General features: G+C 55.1%; 14 protein-coding genes. 6 read left to right on the forward strand and 8 right to left on the reverse strand.

Annotated elements, in window-relative coordinates; all coding sequences use genetic code 11:
* Nucleotides 1-72 precede the first annotated feature (72 nt).
* Nucleotides 73-453 carry an aspartate 1-decarboxylase gene (gene panD, locus A8O29_RS18900; protein ID WP_110510812.1) on the forward strand — a complete coding sequence of 127 codons (381 nt, stop codon included), beginning with the start codon at nt 73-75 and terminating at the stop codon, nt 451-453.
* A 3-nt stretch (nt 454-456) separates the two neighbouring features.
* On the opposite strand, the gene A8O29_RS18905 is transcribed toward panD, so the two are convergent.
* From A8O29_RS18905 to A8O29_RS18920, 4 genes are all read right to left on the reverse strand, one after another.
* Nucleotides 457-1,704 carry a polysaccharide deacetylase family protein gene (locus A8O29_RS18905; protein ID WP_125355773.1) on the reverse strand — a complete coding sequence of 416 codons (1,248 nt, stop codon included), beginning with the start codon at nt 1,702-1,704 and terminating at the stop codon, nt 457-459.
* A gap of 61 nt (nt 1,705-1,765) precedes the next feature.
* Nucleotides 1,766-2,206, reverse strand: a complete 441-nt coding sequence (locus tag A8O29_RS18910; protein WP_125355771.1) for a PTS sugar transporter subunit IIA — start codon at nt 2,204-2,206, stop codon at nt 1,766-1,768.
* A 110-nt stretch (nt 2,207-2,316) separates the two neighbouring features.
* Nucleotides 2,317-3,087 carry an ABC transporter permease gene (locus tag A8O29_RS18915; protein WP_110510809.1) on the reverse strand — a complete coding sequence of 257 codons (771 nt, stop codon included), beginning with the start codon at nt 3,085-3,087 and terminating at the stop codon, nt 2,317-2,319.
* Entirely contained in the window at nt 3,084-4,010 is a 927-nt protein-coding gene (locus A8O29_RS18920; protein WP_125355769.1) for an ABC transporter ATP-binding protein, read from the reverse strand. The genes A8O29_RS18915 and A8O29_RS18920 overlap by 4 nt, the downstream gene beginning before the upstream one ends.
* Nucleotides 4,011-4,116: 106 nt before the next feature.
* Here A8O29_RS18920 and can point away from each other — a divergent pair, with 106 nt between their 5' ends.
* Nucleotides 4,117-4,779, forward strand: a complete 663-nt coding sequence (gene can, locus A8O29_RS18925) for a carbonate dehydratase (RefSeq protein WP_125355767.1) — start codon at nt 4,117-4,119, stop codon at nt 4,777-4,779.
* Nucleotides 4,780-4,874: 95 nt separating this feature from the next.
* Here can and hpt read toward each other — a convergent pair whose 3' ends face one another.
* A complete protein-coding gene (hpt, locus tag A8O29_RS18930) occupies nt 4,875-5,411 on the reverse strand; it encodes a hypoxanthine phosphoribosyltransferase (protein WP_168713903.1) in 537 nt (178 codons plus the stop codon).
* A 205-nt stretch (nt 5,412-5,616) separates the two neighbouring features.
* On the opposite strand from hpt, the gene A8O29_RS18935 reads away from it, so the two are divergent.
* On the forward strand, nt 5,617-8,007 hold the full coding sequence (locus A8O29_RS18935; RefSeq protein WP_125355763.1) for a glucose/quinate/shikimate family membrane-bound PQQ-dependent dehydrogenase: 2,391 nt from the start codon (nt 5,617-5,619) through the stop codon (nt 8,005-8,007).
* Between the two features lie 170 nt (nt 8,008-8,177).
* Here the strand turns inward: A8O29_RS18935 and cueO are convergent, their stop codons facing one another.
* Entirely contained in the window at nt 8,178-9,752 is a 1,575-nt protein-coding gene (gene cueO / locus A8O29_RS18940; protein ID WP_125355761.1) for a multicopper oxidase CueO, read from the reverse strand.
* Nucleotides 9,753-9,897: 145 nt separating this feature from the next.
* On the opposite strand from cueO, the gene A8O29_RS18945 reads away from it, so the two are divergent.
* The 3 genes from A8O29_RS18945 to speD all read left to right on the forward strand — a co-directional run bounded on the left by A8O29_RS18945 (nt 9,898) and on the right by speD (nt 12,011).
* Nucleotides 9,898-10,245, forward strand: coding sequence for a YacC family pilotin-like protein (locus A8O29_RS18945; RefSeq protein WP_110510803.1), 348 nt, complete (start codon nt 9,898-9,900; stop codon nt 10,243-10,245).
* Nucleotides 10,246-10,342: 97 nt separating this feature from the next.
* Complete coding sequence (speE, locus tag A8O29_RS18950) at nt 10,343-11,230, forward strand: polyamine aminopropyltransferase (RefSeq protein WP_110510802.1); 888 nt, start codon at nt 10,343-10,345, stop codon at nt 11,228-11,230.
* Nucleotides 11,217-12,011 (forward strand): adenosylmethionine decarboxylase, encoded by a 795-nt coding sequence (speD, locus tag A8O29_RS18955; protein WP_125355759.1) that lies wholly within the window; start codon nt 11,217-11,219, stop codon nt 12,009-12,011. Before speE ends, speD begins: the two co-directional genes overlap by 14 nt.
* A gap of 39 nt (nt 12,012-12,050) precedes the next feature.
* Here the strand turns inward: speD and yacL are convergent, their stop codons facing one another.
* Nucleotides 12,051-12,413, reverse strand: a complete 363-nt coding sequence (gene yacL, locus A8O29_RS18960; protein ID WP_110510800.1) for a protein YacL — start codon at nt 12,411-12,413, stop codon at nt 12,051-12,053.
* A 232-nt stretch (nt 12,414-12,645) separates the two neighbouring features.
* Nucleotides 12,646-15,243, reverse strand: a complete 2,598-nt coding sequence (gene acnB, locus A8O29_RS18965) for a bifunctional aconitate hydratase 2/2-methylisocitrate dehydratase (protein ID WP_125355757.1) — start codon at nt 15,241-15,243, stop codon at nt 12,646-12,648.
* Between the last annotated feature and the right edge of the window lie 336 nt (nt 15,244-15,579).

The raw sequence follows: 15,579 nt of genomic DNA on the forward strand, positions 1-15,579 counted from the left end.
TGGTCAATATATCCTCACTCCCCGGCCCTCTCCCCAAAGAGGAGAGGGAAAAACAGCAACAAAGGTAAAGTTATGATTCGCACTATGCTGCAGGGCAAGCTCCACCGCGTAAAAGTCACTCATGCGGACCTGCATTATGAAGGCTCTTGCGCCATCGACCAGGATTTCCTCGACGCATCCGGGATCCTTGAAAACGAAGCTATTGATATCTGGAATGTGAACAATGGCAAGCGTTTCTCGACCTATGCCATCGCGGCAGAGCGCGGCTCGAAGATCATTTCCGTGAACGGTGCGGCGGCACACAATGCCGAGGTGGGCGACATCGTGATTATCGCAAGCTTTGTGACCATGTCTGACGCCGAGGCACGCACCTGGCGTCCAAACGTGGCCTACTTTGAAGGCGACAATGAAATGAAGCGCACGGCGAAAGCCATTCCGGTTCAGGTCGCGTAAGTTCTACCCTTGCGGCTGATTGCTTATCAGCCGCGACATCGTCTCTAACGAATCCGTTCTTAAGATGTACAGGCGTTTCAGTAAGAACGGATTATCCCCCGGCTTCACCTTCCCTTTCACCGTCGTCACCGCCATATGAAAACCGGCGTCATTTGCCGCCTGCACCGCCGTGGTGTTATAGCCGCCGAACGGATATGACAGATACAGCACGTGCGGATTGAACTGGTTCAGCGCGCGGCGTGAACGTTCGAAATCAAACAAAATATTGTGATAACTGCGGCTCAGCAAAATGGGCCGACGGTACCCGTCCACGCGATGTAAAAAGTGGGTGTGCGACTGAACGTCAAACACGTCCTGAATCTGCCTCAGCTCTGAAATGCTCATAAACTGCAGCGATTTAGGATCCCACTTCTGCGGATGACGCTTGATACGCGACGAGATGATGAACGCCGTGGCCTTAAAGCCGTACTCTTTCAGCACCGGATAGCCGTAGCGATTGACCGATTTCAAACCATCGTCGAAGGTAATGACTACCGAACGCGCCGGTAAATTCATCTTATTTCTGACATAACCTTCGAGCTGGTACATCGTCAGCGTGGTGTAACCCTGATCGCGCAGCCAGGTCATTTGGTTGCTGAATGCACGCACCGAGGTCGTCGTAGAGGTGTGACGAAAACGGGTGTTTTCTTCGTCGCGTAAAATGTGGTGATACGTCAGGATCGGAATGCCGTTATCCTGCTGCGCATCCAGGCTACTGACCCACGCCAGCCGGTTACCGATGCGGATTTGAAACCAGGTCTGATTCAGACGGTCTTTCAGTTTGGCGATAATGGGGTAGCGAATATTGTCTGCCAGCACGCCGAACGGTGCACTGCCCAGGTTTGGCGCGTTATACACCTTCGTATCCCGCCAGGTGATGAGATTCTGATTGCTGAGCGGTTTGTTCAAATCGCCGAGGCTGTCTTCTACCCTCTGCTTGCCTTGCACCGGCTCGAGATGCCCTTTATCGATAAACCCAGTGCCAAAGCCAAAGCTGAATTCGTAGTAATCGGCCGCCGTCGGGACCACCGCGAGAATTTGTCCCTCTTCCACGGTTCCGACGGTAACGACGTCATTGCCCACCTGCGCCCAGATAATGGCGTCTTCGGTGGTTTGCATGTAGCGGGCAGGCTGCCCATGTTGGCTCAACAAACTGGCAGAGGCACAGCCAGAAAGAAGGACTAAAAAAGAGAAAATAACGCGAATCAACATGCACTCTAACCGGGACGATAGGAAGGTTTTAGTTTAACAAAAGTGCCATCAATACCAATGGTTAATTTGCATACAGGTCATGCAGCAGGACAAACGGGGGATTTTTTTGCTGTTGGTGCCAGAGGCTGCTGGCTTCGGGAAAACCTTCGACGACAATCATTTCGCGAAATGCCTCACTGCTGAGGGTTTCGCGCAGCGGCAGCATTTTTTCGATCAGCGCATAGCTGATGCCGGAGATCACTTCACAGTGGGAATGTTTGTGGCTCATTAACGCGGCAACGCGATAAGGTGCGTCCCCGGCGCTGTCGGTCAGAAAAATAACGCCCTCACCGGAATCCGTTTCATGCAGCGCATCACACATCATACGGCTGAGCATATTGGTGCTGAGACCACGCCAGAAACTCACCGCCCGGCACTGCGGCAGTGATCCAAATTTGTTTTCCAGTCGATCCAGCAGCGCCTGCGCCCGATCGTCATGACAGGTAATCACCCAACCCAACATAGCCCAGCTCCTTAGCAGGCAAGCAGTTTAGCGGAGTGAAGGTTCCGGAGGGGTGCGATTGATCAAGGTTTGAGGCCGGGCAGCGGTACGCCGCCCGGCTTAAGACAGACTTAGCTACGCAGCCCGCGGCCACGCTGGATCAGGTACCAGCACAGGGCGTAAAACGCGGCGATAAACACCACCAGCACGCCAACGGTGGTGAACAGCGGGACGTCGGAAATGCCGAGGAAGCCGAAGCGGAAGCCGCTGATCATGTAGACAATCGGGTTCAGGTGCGACAGCGCCTGCCAGAACGGCGGCAGCAGCGTCAGCGAATAGAACACCCCGCCAAGATAGGTCAGCGGCGTCAGCACGAAGGTCGGGATCAGGCTGATATCATCAAACGTTTTGGCGAACACGGCGTTCAGCAGACCCGCCAGCGAGAACAGGATCGCCGTCAGCAGCAGCGTCAAACCGACGAACAGCCAGGAATGCACCTGGAACGGCACGAAGAACAGCGAAATCGCCGTCACCAGCACGCCGACGCACAACCCGCGCGCCACGCCACCGCCGACGTATCCGGCGATAACCACGTGCGTTGGCACCGGGGCCACCAGCAGCTCTTCAATGTTGCGCTGGAACTTAGCGCTGAAGAACGACGAGGCCACGTTCGCGTAGGCGTTGGTGATCACCGCCATCATGATCAGGCCCGGTACGATGAACTGCATGTAAGTGAAGCCATGCATCTCACCAATGCGCGAACCAATCAGGTTGCCGAAGATGATGAAATAAAGGGTCATGGTGATGACCGGCGGGACCAGGGTCTGGATCCAGATGCGCATGAAGCGGTTGATTTCTTTGGCCCAGATACTTTTCAGCGCCACCCAATAGAGCTGCATCATGCCTGTTCTCCTGTCTTATTATGAACCAGCGTGACGAACAGCTCTTCCAGACGGTTGGCTTTGTTACGCATACTCAATACCTGCACGCCCTGCTCGCTCAGCTGAGCAAAAACGCTGTTAATCCCTTGCTCACGCAGCACTTCCACTTCAAGCGTTGCGGTATCGACCAGACGATACTGATAGCCTTCGAGGTGCGGCAGCGGGCTTTTCGCGGCGAGATCAAGAATGAAGGTTTCAGACTTCAGCTTCGACAGCAGGTTTTTCATCGAGGTATTTTCCACCAGCTGGCCGTGCTGAATGATGCCGATATTGCGACACAGCATTTCGGCTTCTTCCAGATAGTGGGTGGTCAGAATGATGGTGGTGCCTTTGTCGTTGAGATCTTTCAGGAAGCCCCACATTGAACGGCGCAGTTCGATGTCGACGCCCGCGGTAGGCTCATCCAGAATCAACAGTTTTGGTTCGTGCATCAGCGCACGCGCAATCATCAGACGGCGCTTCATGCCGCCGGATAACATCCGCGCACGTTCGTTGCGTTTTTCCCACAGATCGAGCTGTTTCAGGTACTTTTCGCTACGTTCAATCGCGTCTTTGCGCTCTACACCGTAGTAGCCCGCCTGGTTAACAACAATCTGTTGTACCGTCTCGAACGGGTTGAAGTTGAACTCCTGTGGAACCAGTCCGAGCTGGCGTTTGGCGTTGACCACGTCTTTCGCCAGATCGTAGCCAAATACATTTACCTGACCGGAGGTTTTGTTCACCAGCGAGCTGATAATCCCGATTGTCGTGGATTTCCCCGCACCGTTTGGGCCTAGCAGAGCATAAAAGTCCCCGGCTTCGACCGTCAGGTCAATGCCACGCAGCGCCTGAACGCCGCCTGGGTAAGTCTTTTTAAGCTGTTTCAATTCAAGTGCAATGGTCATTCAGTGTCTCTTATTCAAATCTTGCAATCGATGTATGGTTTTAAATAAAGCCGAGTTGACCTATATTAGCGCAACGCACTTACTTGGTTACAGGTCATTAACCTCCATGAACGACATAGATACACTCATCAGCAATAATGCACTATGGTCAAAAATGCTGAATGAAGAGGATCCTGGTTTCTTCCAGAAACTGGCACAGGCGCAGAAACCGCGCTTTCTATGGATTGGATGCTCTGACAGTCGCGTTCCAGCGGAACGTCTGACGGGTCTGGAGCCGGGTGAACTGTTTGTTCACCGTAACGTGGCCAACCTGGTTGTCCATACCGACTTAAACTGTCTTTCCGTGGTTCAGTATGCGGTAGACGTGCTGGAAGTCGAACACATCATCATTTGCGGTCACTACGGCTGCGGCGGTGTACAGGCGGCGGTTGAGAACCCTGAACTGGGTCTGATCAACAACTGGTTACTGCACATTCGCGATATCTGGTTCAAGCACAGTTCACTGCTGGGCGAAATGCCGCAGGAACGCCGCATGGACACCCTGTGCGAACTGAACGTGATGGAGCAGGTGTATAACCTCGGCCACTCTACGATCATGCAGTCTGCCTGGAAACGCGGGCAGAAAGTGACGATCCACGGCTGGGCTTACGGTATCCATGATGGCCTGCTGCGTGACCTCGACGTCACCGCGACCAACCGCGAAAGCCTGGAACAGGGTTATCGCATGGCGATCTCGAACCTGCACACTCGCCACATCAATCACAAATAAGCCTGTAAAAAAACCGGGTAGCGGCTTCGCCTGACCCGGCCTACGACAGCGCATTCTTAAAGCCCGGTCCGCGTTTACGCCACCGGGCTTTTTATTTACTCGCCCTGTGGCACCACTTTCCCGACGTACGACAGATGGCGATAACGCTGTGCGTAATCAATGCCATAGCCCACCACGAACTCATCAGGAATGGAGAAGCCCACAAACTCCACCGGGACTTCAACTTCGCGGCGTTCTGGTTTATCGAGCAGAGTACAAATCGCTAAGGATTTCGGACCTCGCAGGCTCAGGATCTCACGCACTTTAGACAGCGTGTTTCCGGAGTCGATGATGTCTTCGACAATCAGCACGTCTTTGCCGCGGATATCTTCGTCCAGGTCTTTGAGGATTTTCACATCACGGGTGGTCGACATACCGCTGCCGTAACTGGAAGCCGTCATAAAATCGACTTCGTGGGGAACGTGCACTTCACGGCACAGGTCCGCCATAAACATAAATGAGCCGCGAAGCAGGCCAACCAGCACCATTTCGCTGCCGCTGTCCTGATAATGTTCGGTAATTTGACGGCCCAATTCGGCGATACGTGCTTTGATCTCCACTTCCGGGATCATCACTTCAACAGTATGTTTCATAACACTAACCATATGATTTCAGGGTCAATCTCTCAACCACGCGGGCCAGTGCCTGCGCCGTTGATCGGCAAGCCATGCAGTATACCAGCAAAACCATTTATGGGGTGTATGAGATAAGAAAGCTCAATTTGTGATTCCGATCACACTTGTTAAATCCTATAATTAATTGCTACTAAAAAATTAACAACATACAGGTGTGCTTTCTATGGCAGAAACAAAACCACAACAGAGCGGGCTTCTTGTGAAGCTGACGGCTCTGTTTGCAGCCTTTTGCGGGCTGTATCTCTTAATCGGCGGAGTCTGGCTCGTCTCATTGGGCGGCTCCTGGTATTACCCTATCGTCGGGCTGGTCATGCTCGCCGTCACCGCCATGCTGTGGCGGGGTAAACGTTCCGCCCTGTGGCTGTATGCGCTGGTGCTGCTCGTCACCATGATCTGGGGCGTCTGGGAAGTCGGTTTCGACTTCTGGGCACTGACCCCGCGCAGCGACATTCTGGTGTTCTTCGGCATCTGGCTGATTTTGCCATTTGTCTGGCGTCGCCTGATTGTGCCATCCAGCGGAGCGGTTGCCGCTCTGGTGGTGGTGCTGCTGATTACCGCCGGTATTTTGACCTGGGCGGGCTTCCACGATCCGCAGGAAATCAACGGGACGCTGAGCACCGACGTAACGCCTGCGGCACCGATTTCTCAGGTGGCCGATCAGGACTGGCCTTCGTATGGTCGTAATCAGGAAGGCCAGCGCTGGTCTCCACTCAAGCAAATCAACGCCGACAACGTTCATCAGCTGAAAGAAGCGTGGGTCTTCCGGACCGGCGACCTGAAGCAGCCGAACGATCCGGGTGAAATCACCAACGAAGTGACGCCAATTAAAGTCGGCGACATGCTGTATCTCTGCTCCGCGCACCAGCGTGTATTCGCTCTGGATGCCACGACCGGTAAAGAGAAATGGCACTTCGACCCGCAGCTCAACACCAACACCTTCTTCCAGCACGTAACCTGCCGCGGCGTGTCGTATCACGAAGCCAAAGCCAACAGCGCGCCGGCTGACGTGGTGGCTGACTGCCCGCGTCGTATTCTGCTGCCAGTGAACGACGGTCGTCTGTTCGCGCTGAATGCCGATACCGGCAAGCTGTGCGAAACCTTCGGCAACAAAGGCGTGCTGAATCTGCAGACTAACCAGCCAGTGACCACGCCGGGGATGTACGAACCGACGTCGCCACCGATTGTGACCGATACCACCATCGTCATCGCCGGTTCCGTAACGGATAACTTCTCGAACCGTGAAGCATCAGGCGTTATCCGTGGTTTCGACGTGAACACCGGTAAACTGCAGTGGGCCTTCGATCCGGGTGCGAAAGATCCAAACGCGATTCCGAATGACGAACATCACTTCACCCTGAACTCGCCGAACTCATGGGCACCAGCGGCCTATGACGCGAAGCTGGATCTGGTGTATCTGCCGATGGGCGTGACCACCCCGGATATCTGGGGCGGAAACCGCACACCGGAGCAGGAACGTTATGCGAGCGCGATCGTCGCGCTGAATGCGACCACCGGTAAGCTCGCCTGGAGCTACCAGACCGTTCACCACGATCTGTGGGATATGGACCAGCCGTCGCAGCCTACGCTGGCCGACATCACCGTGGGCGGCAAAACCGTGCCGGTGGTCTACGCTCCGGCGAAAACCGGTAACATCTTTGTGCTCGACCGTCGTAACGGACAGCTGGTTGTCCCTGCGCCGGAAAAACCGGTTCCACAAGGCCCGGCCAAAGGCGATCGTCTGAGCCCAACTCAGCCGTTCTCTGACCTCTCTTTCCGTCCGAAGAAAAATCTTTCTGGTGCGGATATGTGGGGTGCGACCATGTTCGACCAGCTGGTGTGCCGCGTGATGTTCCACCAACTGCGCTACGAGGGCATCTTCACGCCACCGTCTGAGCAGGGCACGCTGGTGTTCCCGGGTAACCTGGGGATGTTCGAATGGGGCGGTATTTCCGTCGATCCAAACCGTCAGGTGGCTATTGCTAACCCAATCGCCCTGCCGTTCGTTTCTCGTCTGATGCCGCGCGGTCCGGGTAACCCGATCGAGCCACCTAAAGATGCGAAAGGTTCCGGTACTGAAACCGGTATTCAGCCACAGTACGGCGTGCCGTATGGCGTGACGCTGAACCCGTTCCTGTCGCCGTTTGGCCTGCCGTGTAAACAGCCGGGTTGGGGTTATATCTCCGCACTGGATCTGAAAACTAACCAGATTGCATGGAAAAAACGTATCGGTACGCCGCAGGACAGCCTGGGCTTCCCAATGCCGTTTAAACTGCCGTTCAATTTGGGGATGCCAATGCTGGGTGGCCCAATTTCCACCGCCGGTAACGTCCTGTTTGTTGCGGCAACTGCGGATAACTATCTGCGCGCGTACAACATGACCAACGGTGACAAACTGTGGGAAGGCCGTCTGCCAGCCGGTGGACAGGCCACGCCGATGACCTATGAAGCGAATGGCAAGCAGTACGTTGTCATCTCCGCGGGCGGTCACGGTTCGTTTGGGACGAAGATGGGCGACTACATTGTGGCCTACGCTCTTCCGGACGACGCAAAATAAAAGCAAAACGGCAACCTCGGTTGCCGTTTTTTATGGTTGCGCCCTCTCCCTGTGGGAGAGGGTTGGGGTGAGGGCATCAGGCTACTCTGACCGCCCTCTGCCCGGTGGCGCTGCGCTTACCGGACCTACGAAACATGTAGGCCCGGCAAGCTTGCTCCGCCGGGCATTTTTTACACCGTAAACCCAAGCATCATTCCCGTATCTTCATGCTCTAACAAATGACAATGCGCCATGTAGGCATGATCTTTCGATGCTTGATGGTCAAACTTCACCAACACCTCACTGACACCACCTTCCACGCGAACCGTATCCTTCCAGCCTGACCGATGGGCCGCTGGCGGCTTGCCGTTTTCCGACACAATGCGGAACTGGGTGCCGTGAATATGGAACGGGTGCAGCATCATGTCGCCTTCGCCCGAAATCGTCCAACGCTCAAACTGCCCGCGACTGGCGGCAAACATCGGCTTATTCATATCGAAGGCCTGGCCGTTAATGCGGTTGGCATTGTGGAAATCAAAGCCCTGAGCGCCGTGGTTCATATGGCCCATATTGCCATGGTCCATTCCTTCCATCTTCATATCACCGTGGCCCATCATTTGGCCGTGATCCATGCCGCCCATTGCCTGCTTGCCGTACTTTTTCATCAGCGCCTGCATGCCCATCATGTCGAGCATAGGGTCCATCGACAGCTGGAATTTACGCTGCGTCAGGCCATCGAGGGACGGCAGCCCAGGCAGCTTCGCCAGCGTGTCCGGTAGCGTTGCCGACGCCGGGATAGGCAGCGGCTGAATGCGCATCACCGGGTGAGCCTTATCAAACGGCGCCACCGCCATCCCCATTTGATTAACCGGTAACATCACCAGGTCAAACGGCTTGCCGTCGCTGGTGTCCACCAGCACTTCGAAACGCTCGCCCATCAGCATCGGCAATTCGGACACTTTTACCGGTTCGGCTAACAGACCGCCGTCGCTGGCAATCACGTACAGCGGACGGTTATCGCTGGTCGCCAGGTTCAGCGAGCGCGCGTTACAACCGTTCAACAAGCGCAGACGCAGCCAGCCTTTAGGCGGCGCATGCTGCGGGTAAATCGCGCCATTGGTCAGCAGCGTATCGCCAAACCAGCCCACCGCGGCGCTCATGATATCCAACTGGTAATCAATCTGCCCCTCAGCGGTAAAACGCTTGTCCTGAATAATCACCGGCACATCGTCAATGCCCCACTGTTTAGGCAGCAGCAGCGAATGGATCAGTGGGTCTTCAATCAGCACCAGTCCCGCCAACCCCATCGCCACCTGATGCCCGGTTTTGCCGTGCTGATGCGGATGGAACCAACAGGTCGCGGCCTGCTGCGTCGGGGTAAAGGTGACGGTACGCGTGGCCCCTGGCTTGATAACGCCCTGCGGTCCGCCGTCGACGTCACCGGGAATTTCCAGCCCGTGCCAGTGCACGGTGGTTTCTTCGGCCAGCTGATTATGGATATCCACGGTAACCGGTTTGCCCTGCTGCAATTGCAGCGCCGGGCCCAACAGATTGCCGTTATAACCCCAGGTGGTCGCGTTGTGCGGGCCAAACTGGGACTTGCCACTTTGCACCGTCAGCGAAATGCGGCTGCGGGAATCCGTGGTGAGTAAACTGGGGATCGGTAACGCGGGGCGATCGGCTGCCAGCACGCTTCGACTCCATAACGGTAATGCGCTGGCGACCCCTACTGCGGTGGCTAATTTGATAAATTCACGACGTTGCATCTTCACTCCCTTTTAGTCTGCAGGCGATTTATTGAGCTTAAACCTTTCCCTTAGCGGAAGGTCAAGCATTATCCCATTAATAAAGCCCTGCGCAGGTTTTAGAAGTGTGCTAACGTTGAATTTCGTGGATGCATTGGTAACTAAAATGAAGACGTTTTTTAGAACTGTGGTACTCGGAACTCTGCTTGCTATCTCTGCTAACAGCTATGCATTGAGCGAATCCGAGGCCGAAGATATGGCCGATCTCACGGCGGTATTTGTGTTCCTGAAAAACGACTGTGGCTACCAGAATCTGCCGAACCAGCAAATTCGCCGTGCTTTGGTCTTTTTTGCCCAGCAAAACCAATGGGACCTGAGCAACTACGACACCTTTAACATGAAGGCGCTCGGCGAAGACAGCTACCGCGATCTCAGCGGCATCCGCATCCCAACCACCAAAAAGTGCAAAGCGCTGGCTCGCGATTCTCTGAGCCTGCTCGCCTACGTCAAGTAACCCCTTCTGCTGAAATAATGACCGTGCATCACCGGTCATTGTTGGCTATGATGTTGCGCCTATTTTGAAAGGGTGTTAACGAAGGAGGTATCCACCAATGGCCGACAATTCCCAGTGGCATGAAACGCTACACGACCAGTTTGGTCAGTACTTTGCCGTTGATAACGTGCTCTATCATGAGAAGACAGATCATCAGGATCTGATTATCTTCGAGAACGCCGCCTTTGGCCGCGTGATGGCGCTGGACGGCGTGGTGCAAACCACCGAGCGCGACGAGTTTATCTACCATGAAATGATGACTCACGTTCCCCTGCTGGCCCACGGTCACGCGAAACACGTGCTGATCATCGGCGGTGGCGACGGCGCCATGCTGCGCGAAGTGAGCCGCCACAAGAATATCGAATCCATTACCATGGTCGAGATTGATGCTGGCGTGGTGTCTTTCTGCCGCCAGTATCTGCCTAACCACAATGCCGGAAGCTATGACGATCCGCGCTTCAGCTTGGTTATTGACGATGGCGTCAATTTTGTTAACCAGACCACGCAAACATTTGACGTGATCATTTCCGACTGTACCGATCCCATCGGTCCTGGCGAAAGTCTGTTTACCTCGGCATTTTATGAAGGCTGCAAACGCTGCCTGAACCCGGGTGGGATTTTCGTGGCGCAGAACGGCGTGTGCTTCCTGCAACAGGACGAAGCCCTCGACAGCCATCGCAAACTCAGCCGCTACTTTGGTGACGTCAGCTTCTACCAGGCGGCCATCCCAACCTACTACGGCGGCATCATGACCTTCGCCTGGGCGACGGATAACGAAGCGCTGCGCCACCTCTCTACCGAGATTATCCAGGCCCGGTTCCATCAGGCTAATCTGACCTGTCGCTACTACAATCCAGCGATTCACACCGCGGCCTTTGCCCTACCGCAATACCTGCAGAACGCGCTGTCTGCGACCGAGGAGGTGAACCCAATTGAAAAAGCTTAAACTGCATGGCTTTAACAACCTGACCAAAAGCCTGAGTTTTTGTATTTACGATATCTGCTACGTGAAAACGGCAGAAGAGCGCGATGGTTATATCGCCTATATCGACGAACTCTATAACGCCAACCGTCTGACCGAAATCCTGTCTGAAACCTGCGCGATCATCGGTGCCAACATTCTGAACATCGCCCGCCAGGATTACGAACCGCAGGGCGCCAGCGTCACCATTCTGGTGAGCGAAGAGCCGGTCGACCCGACGCTTATCGACACCACCGAACATCCCGGCCCGCTGCCGGAAGCCGTGGTTGCCCATCTCGATAAAAGCCATATTTGCGTGCACACCTACCCGGAAAGCCACCCGGAAGGCGGCCTGTGTACGTTCCGTGCCGATATTGAAGTATCGACCTGCGGGGTGATTTCACCGCTGAATGCGCTGAATTACCTGATTCATCAGCTGGAGTCGGATATCGTGACCATCGACTATCGCGTACGCGGTTTTACCCGCGACGTGAACGGCATGAAGCACTTTATCGATCACGAAATTAACTCCATTCAGAACTTTATGTCCGATAACATGAAGGCGCTGTATGACATGATGGATGTGAACGTGTACCAGGAAAACATCTTCCATACCAAGATGTTACTCAAAGAGTTCGACCTGAAGCACTACATGTTCCACACCAAACCGGAAGACTTAAGCGAAGAAGAGCGGCAGGCCATTACCGCCCTGCTGTGGAAAGAGATGCGCGAAATCTACTACGGCCGCAATATTCCGACCGTGTAAGCCAGCACGGAGCAGGGACGCTCCGTCCGGCAACCGCGTTTATTTTTGATTCATGAACTCGCGGTAGGCTGCAATCACCAGAAGAAAGTCTTCCACGCCACACATCGACAGGCTTTCCTCGTCGTAGTAGCTCATCCCTTCTTCCATCTCATCACCGGAAAACTCCAGTAGATTCGCGCGGACCATCACCTCTTCGCCGTCCAGCCACAGCGTGTATTCATGGCCGGTTCGCTGCCAGGAACGCTCGGTGCCTTTTACCGTCGCGGCCGCCTGCTCAACTTCATCCAGCAGGGAGAGGTTATCTTTCACCTCTTCGTTGAACCAGTGCCCGACGACTTCGTGGCCCATCGACATCCGCACTTTTACGCCTCCGGTAATGTCGCGCAGAAATTCGTATTCCATAGTGTGTTCCTCGTAAACGGCAACGCGTCACAGCTGCATTGCACCTGTGCTAATTATCGCAGTTAGGGAGGAGAAAAAAAGCGTGGCGGGTGTAAGGATTGGAAATAAAAAACCCTTAGCCGTAGCAAAGGGTTTTGTAGGCCTGATAAGCGCAGCGCCATCGGGCAATGTCAGGGGTGTGCGGTCTGATGCCCTCACCCCCAGCCCCTCTCCCACGGGGAGAGGGTGGCACTTATACGGCGGTCTGGAAAATGACGCCGTCGGCTTTCTCGGTGTACTGAGTCAGCTTGTCGAAGTTCAGATAGCGGTAAGTATCCACCGCGGTCTTATCAACTTGCGACACGTAGGTCTGGTACTCTTCCGGCGTTGGCAGTTTGCCGATCAGCGCCGCAACGGCCGCCAGTTCAGCAGAAGCCAGGTAGACGTTCGCGCCAGTACCGAGACGGTTCGGGAAGTTACGGGTCGAGGTGGAAACCACCGTTGAACCGTCTGCCACACGCGCCTGGTTACCCATGCACAGGGAACAGCCCGGGATCTCGATACGCGCCCCGCTCTTACCGAAGATGCTGTAGTAGCCTTCTTCCGTCAGCTGCGCAGCATCCATACGGGTCGGCGGAGCCACCCACAGGCGGGTTGGCAGCTGGCCTTTATGGGCATCCAGCAGTTTACCGGCCGCACGGAAGTGACCAATGTTGGTCATGCAGGAACCGATGAACACTTCGTCAATCTTGTCGCCCTGTACGTCGGACAGCAGACGCGCGTCATCCGGATCGTTCGGCGCACACAGGATTGGCTCTTTGATATCCGCCAGATCAATGTCGATCACCGCCGCATATTCCGCGTCAGCATCGGCTTCCATCAGCTGCGGATCCGCCAGCCATTTTTCCATGCCCTGAACGCGACGCTCCAGCGTACGACGATCGCCGTAGCCTTCTGCAATCATCCACTTCAGCAGCACGATGTTAGAGCTCAGATACTCTTCGATCGGCGCCTGGTTCAGTTTGATGGTACAGCCCGCAGCAGAACGCTCAGCGGAGGCATCGGTCAGTTCGAACGCCTGCTCGACTTTCAGATCCGGCAGACCTTCAATTTCCAGAATGCGGCCAGAGAAGATGTTTTTCTTTCCTTTCTTCTCGACGGTCAGCAGGCCCTGCTTGATGGCGTACAGCGGGATAGCATGCACCAGATCACGCAGAGTAATGCCCGGCTGCATTTTTCCTTTGAAGCGCACCAGTACGGATTCAGGCATGTCGAGTGGCATAACGCCGGTCGCCGCAGCAAACGCCACCAGGCCAGAACCGGCCGGGAAGGAGATGCCGATTGGGAAACGGGTATGGGAGTCACCGCCGGTGCCCACGGTATCCGGCAGCAGCATACGGTTCAGCCACGAGTGGATAACGCCGTCGCCCGGACGCAGTGACACGCCACCGCGGTTCATGATGAAGTCCGGCAGTGTGTGGTGCGTGGTCACGTCAACAGGCTTCGGATACGCCGCGGTGTGGCAGAAGGACTGCATCACCAGGTCCGAAGAGAAGCCCAGACACGCCAGGTCTTTCAGTTCATCACGGGTCATTGGACCGGTGGTGTCCTGAGAACCCACAGACGTCATTTTCGGTTCGCAGTAAGCGCCAGGACGCACGCCCTCTACGCCGCAGGCACGACCGACCATTTTCTGCGCCAGCGAATAACCGCGGCTGCTTTCAGCCACGTCCTTCGCCTGACGGAATACTTCACTGTGCGGCAGACCCAGCGCTTCACGCGCTTTGGTGGTCAGGCCACGACCGATGATCAGCGGGATACGGCCACCGGCACGCACTTCATCAACCAGCACATCGGTTTTCAGCTCAAAGTTCGCCAGCAGTTCATTGGTTTCGTGGTTACGCACTTCACCTTTGAACGGGTAAACGTCAATCACGTCGCCCATGTTCAGGTTGTTAACGTCCACTTCTACAGGCAGCGCGCCCGCATCTTCCATGGTATTGAAGAAGATAGGTGCGATTTTACCGCCCAGAACCAGACCGCCGCCGCGCTTGTTCGGCACGTTCGGAATGTCGTCGCCCATGAACCACAGCACCGAGTTGGTGGCGGATTTACGGGAAGAACCGGTCCCGACCACGTCACCGACGTAGGCCAGCGGGAAACCTTTTGCCTGCAGGGCTTCGATCTGTTTGATCGGGCCGACGGCACCAGGCTGATCCGGATCGATGCCTTCACGGGCATTTTTCAGCATCGCCAAAGCGTGCAGAGGAATATCCGGGCGTGACCACGCATCCGGTGCCGGAGACAGGTCATCAGTGTTGGTTTCGCCTGTCACTTTGAATACGGTAACGGTCAGTTTCTCAGCCAGCTGCGGACGGTTCAGGAACCATTCAGCGTCGGCCCAGGACTTCATCACCTGTTTGGCGTAGGAATTACCCGCTTTCGCTTTTTCTTCGACGTCGTAGAAGTTATCGAACATCAGCAGCGTTTGAGACAGGGCTTTCGCGGCAATCGGTGCCAGCGTGGCGCTGTCCAGCGCGTCAATCAGAGGGTGAATATTGTAGCCGCCCTGCATGGTGCCCAGCAGTTCGATCGCTTTTTCAGGGGTCACTAACGGGGAGGTGGTTTCGCCTTTGGCGACTGCAGCAAGAAAACCGGCTTTCACATAGGCAGCTTCATCGACGCCTGGTGGTACACGGTTAATCAGCAGATCTAACAAGAATTCTTCTTCGCCCGCAGGCGGTGCTTTCAGCAGCTCGACGAGTGCGGCCATTTGGGTTGCATCTAAAGGTTTTGCAACAATCCCCTCGGCGGCACGCTCAGCTACGTGCTTACGGTAGTCTTCTAGCACGACGGTATCTCCTCACTCTCATTATATTTCACATGCGGCCGGCGTTCTCTTCACGCTCCTGTGAGACAGCAGTTAGTAGGGTACTTTAGCCCGATACCGCGTCGGGCAGCATAGCAGGATTTAGGGGGGGTGTTAATCCGTTTACAAAAAAGCAACATTAAAAATTTGCTGAATCGTTAAGGCCAGCATAATGCAGTCTGAAAGACTTTTTGACGGGGTAATCTTTCCAACGGAATCGTACCAATGTGTGAAATCACCACATAAGTCAAAAAGAAAAAATTAGTCTCCCTATACTCCCGTCAATGCTGCCATTTTCGGCAATACTCTCTGACACAG

The sequence above is a fragment of the Scandinavium goeteborgense genome (assembly GCF_003935895.2).
Classification (GTDB): Bacteria; Pseudomonadota; Gammaproteobacteria; order Enterobacterales; family Enterobacteriaceae; genus Scandinavium; species Scandinavium goeteborgense.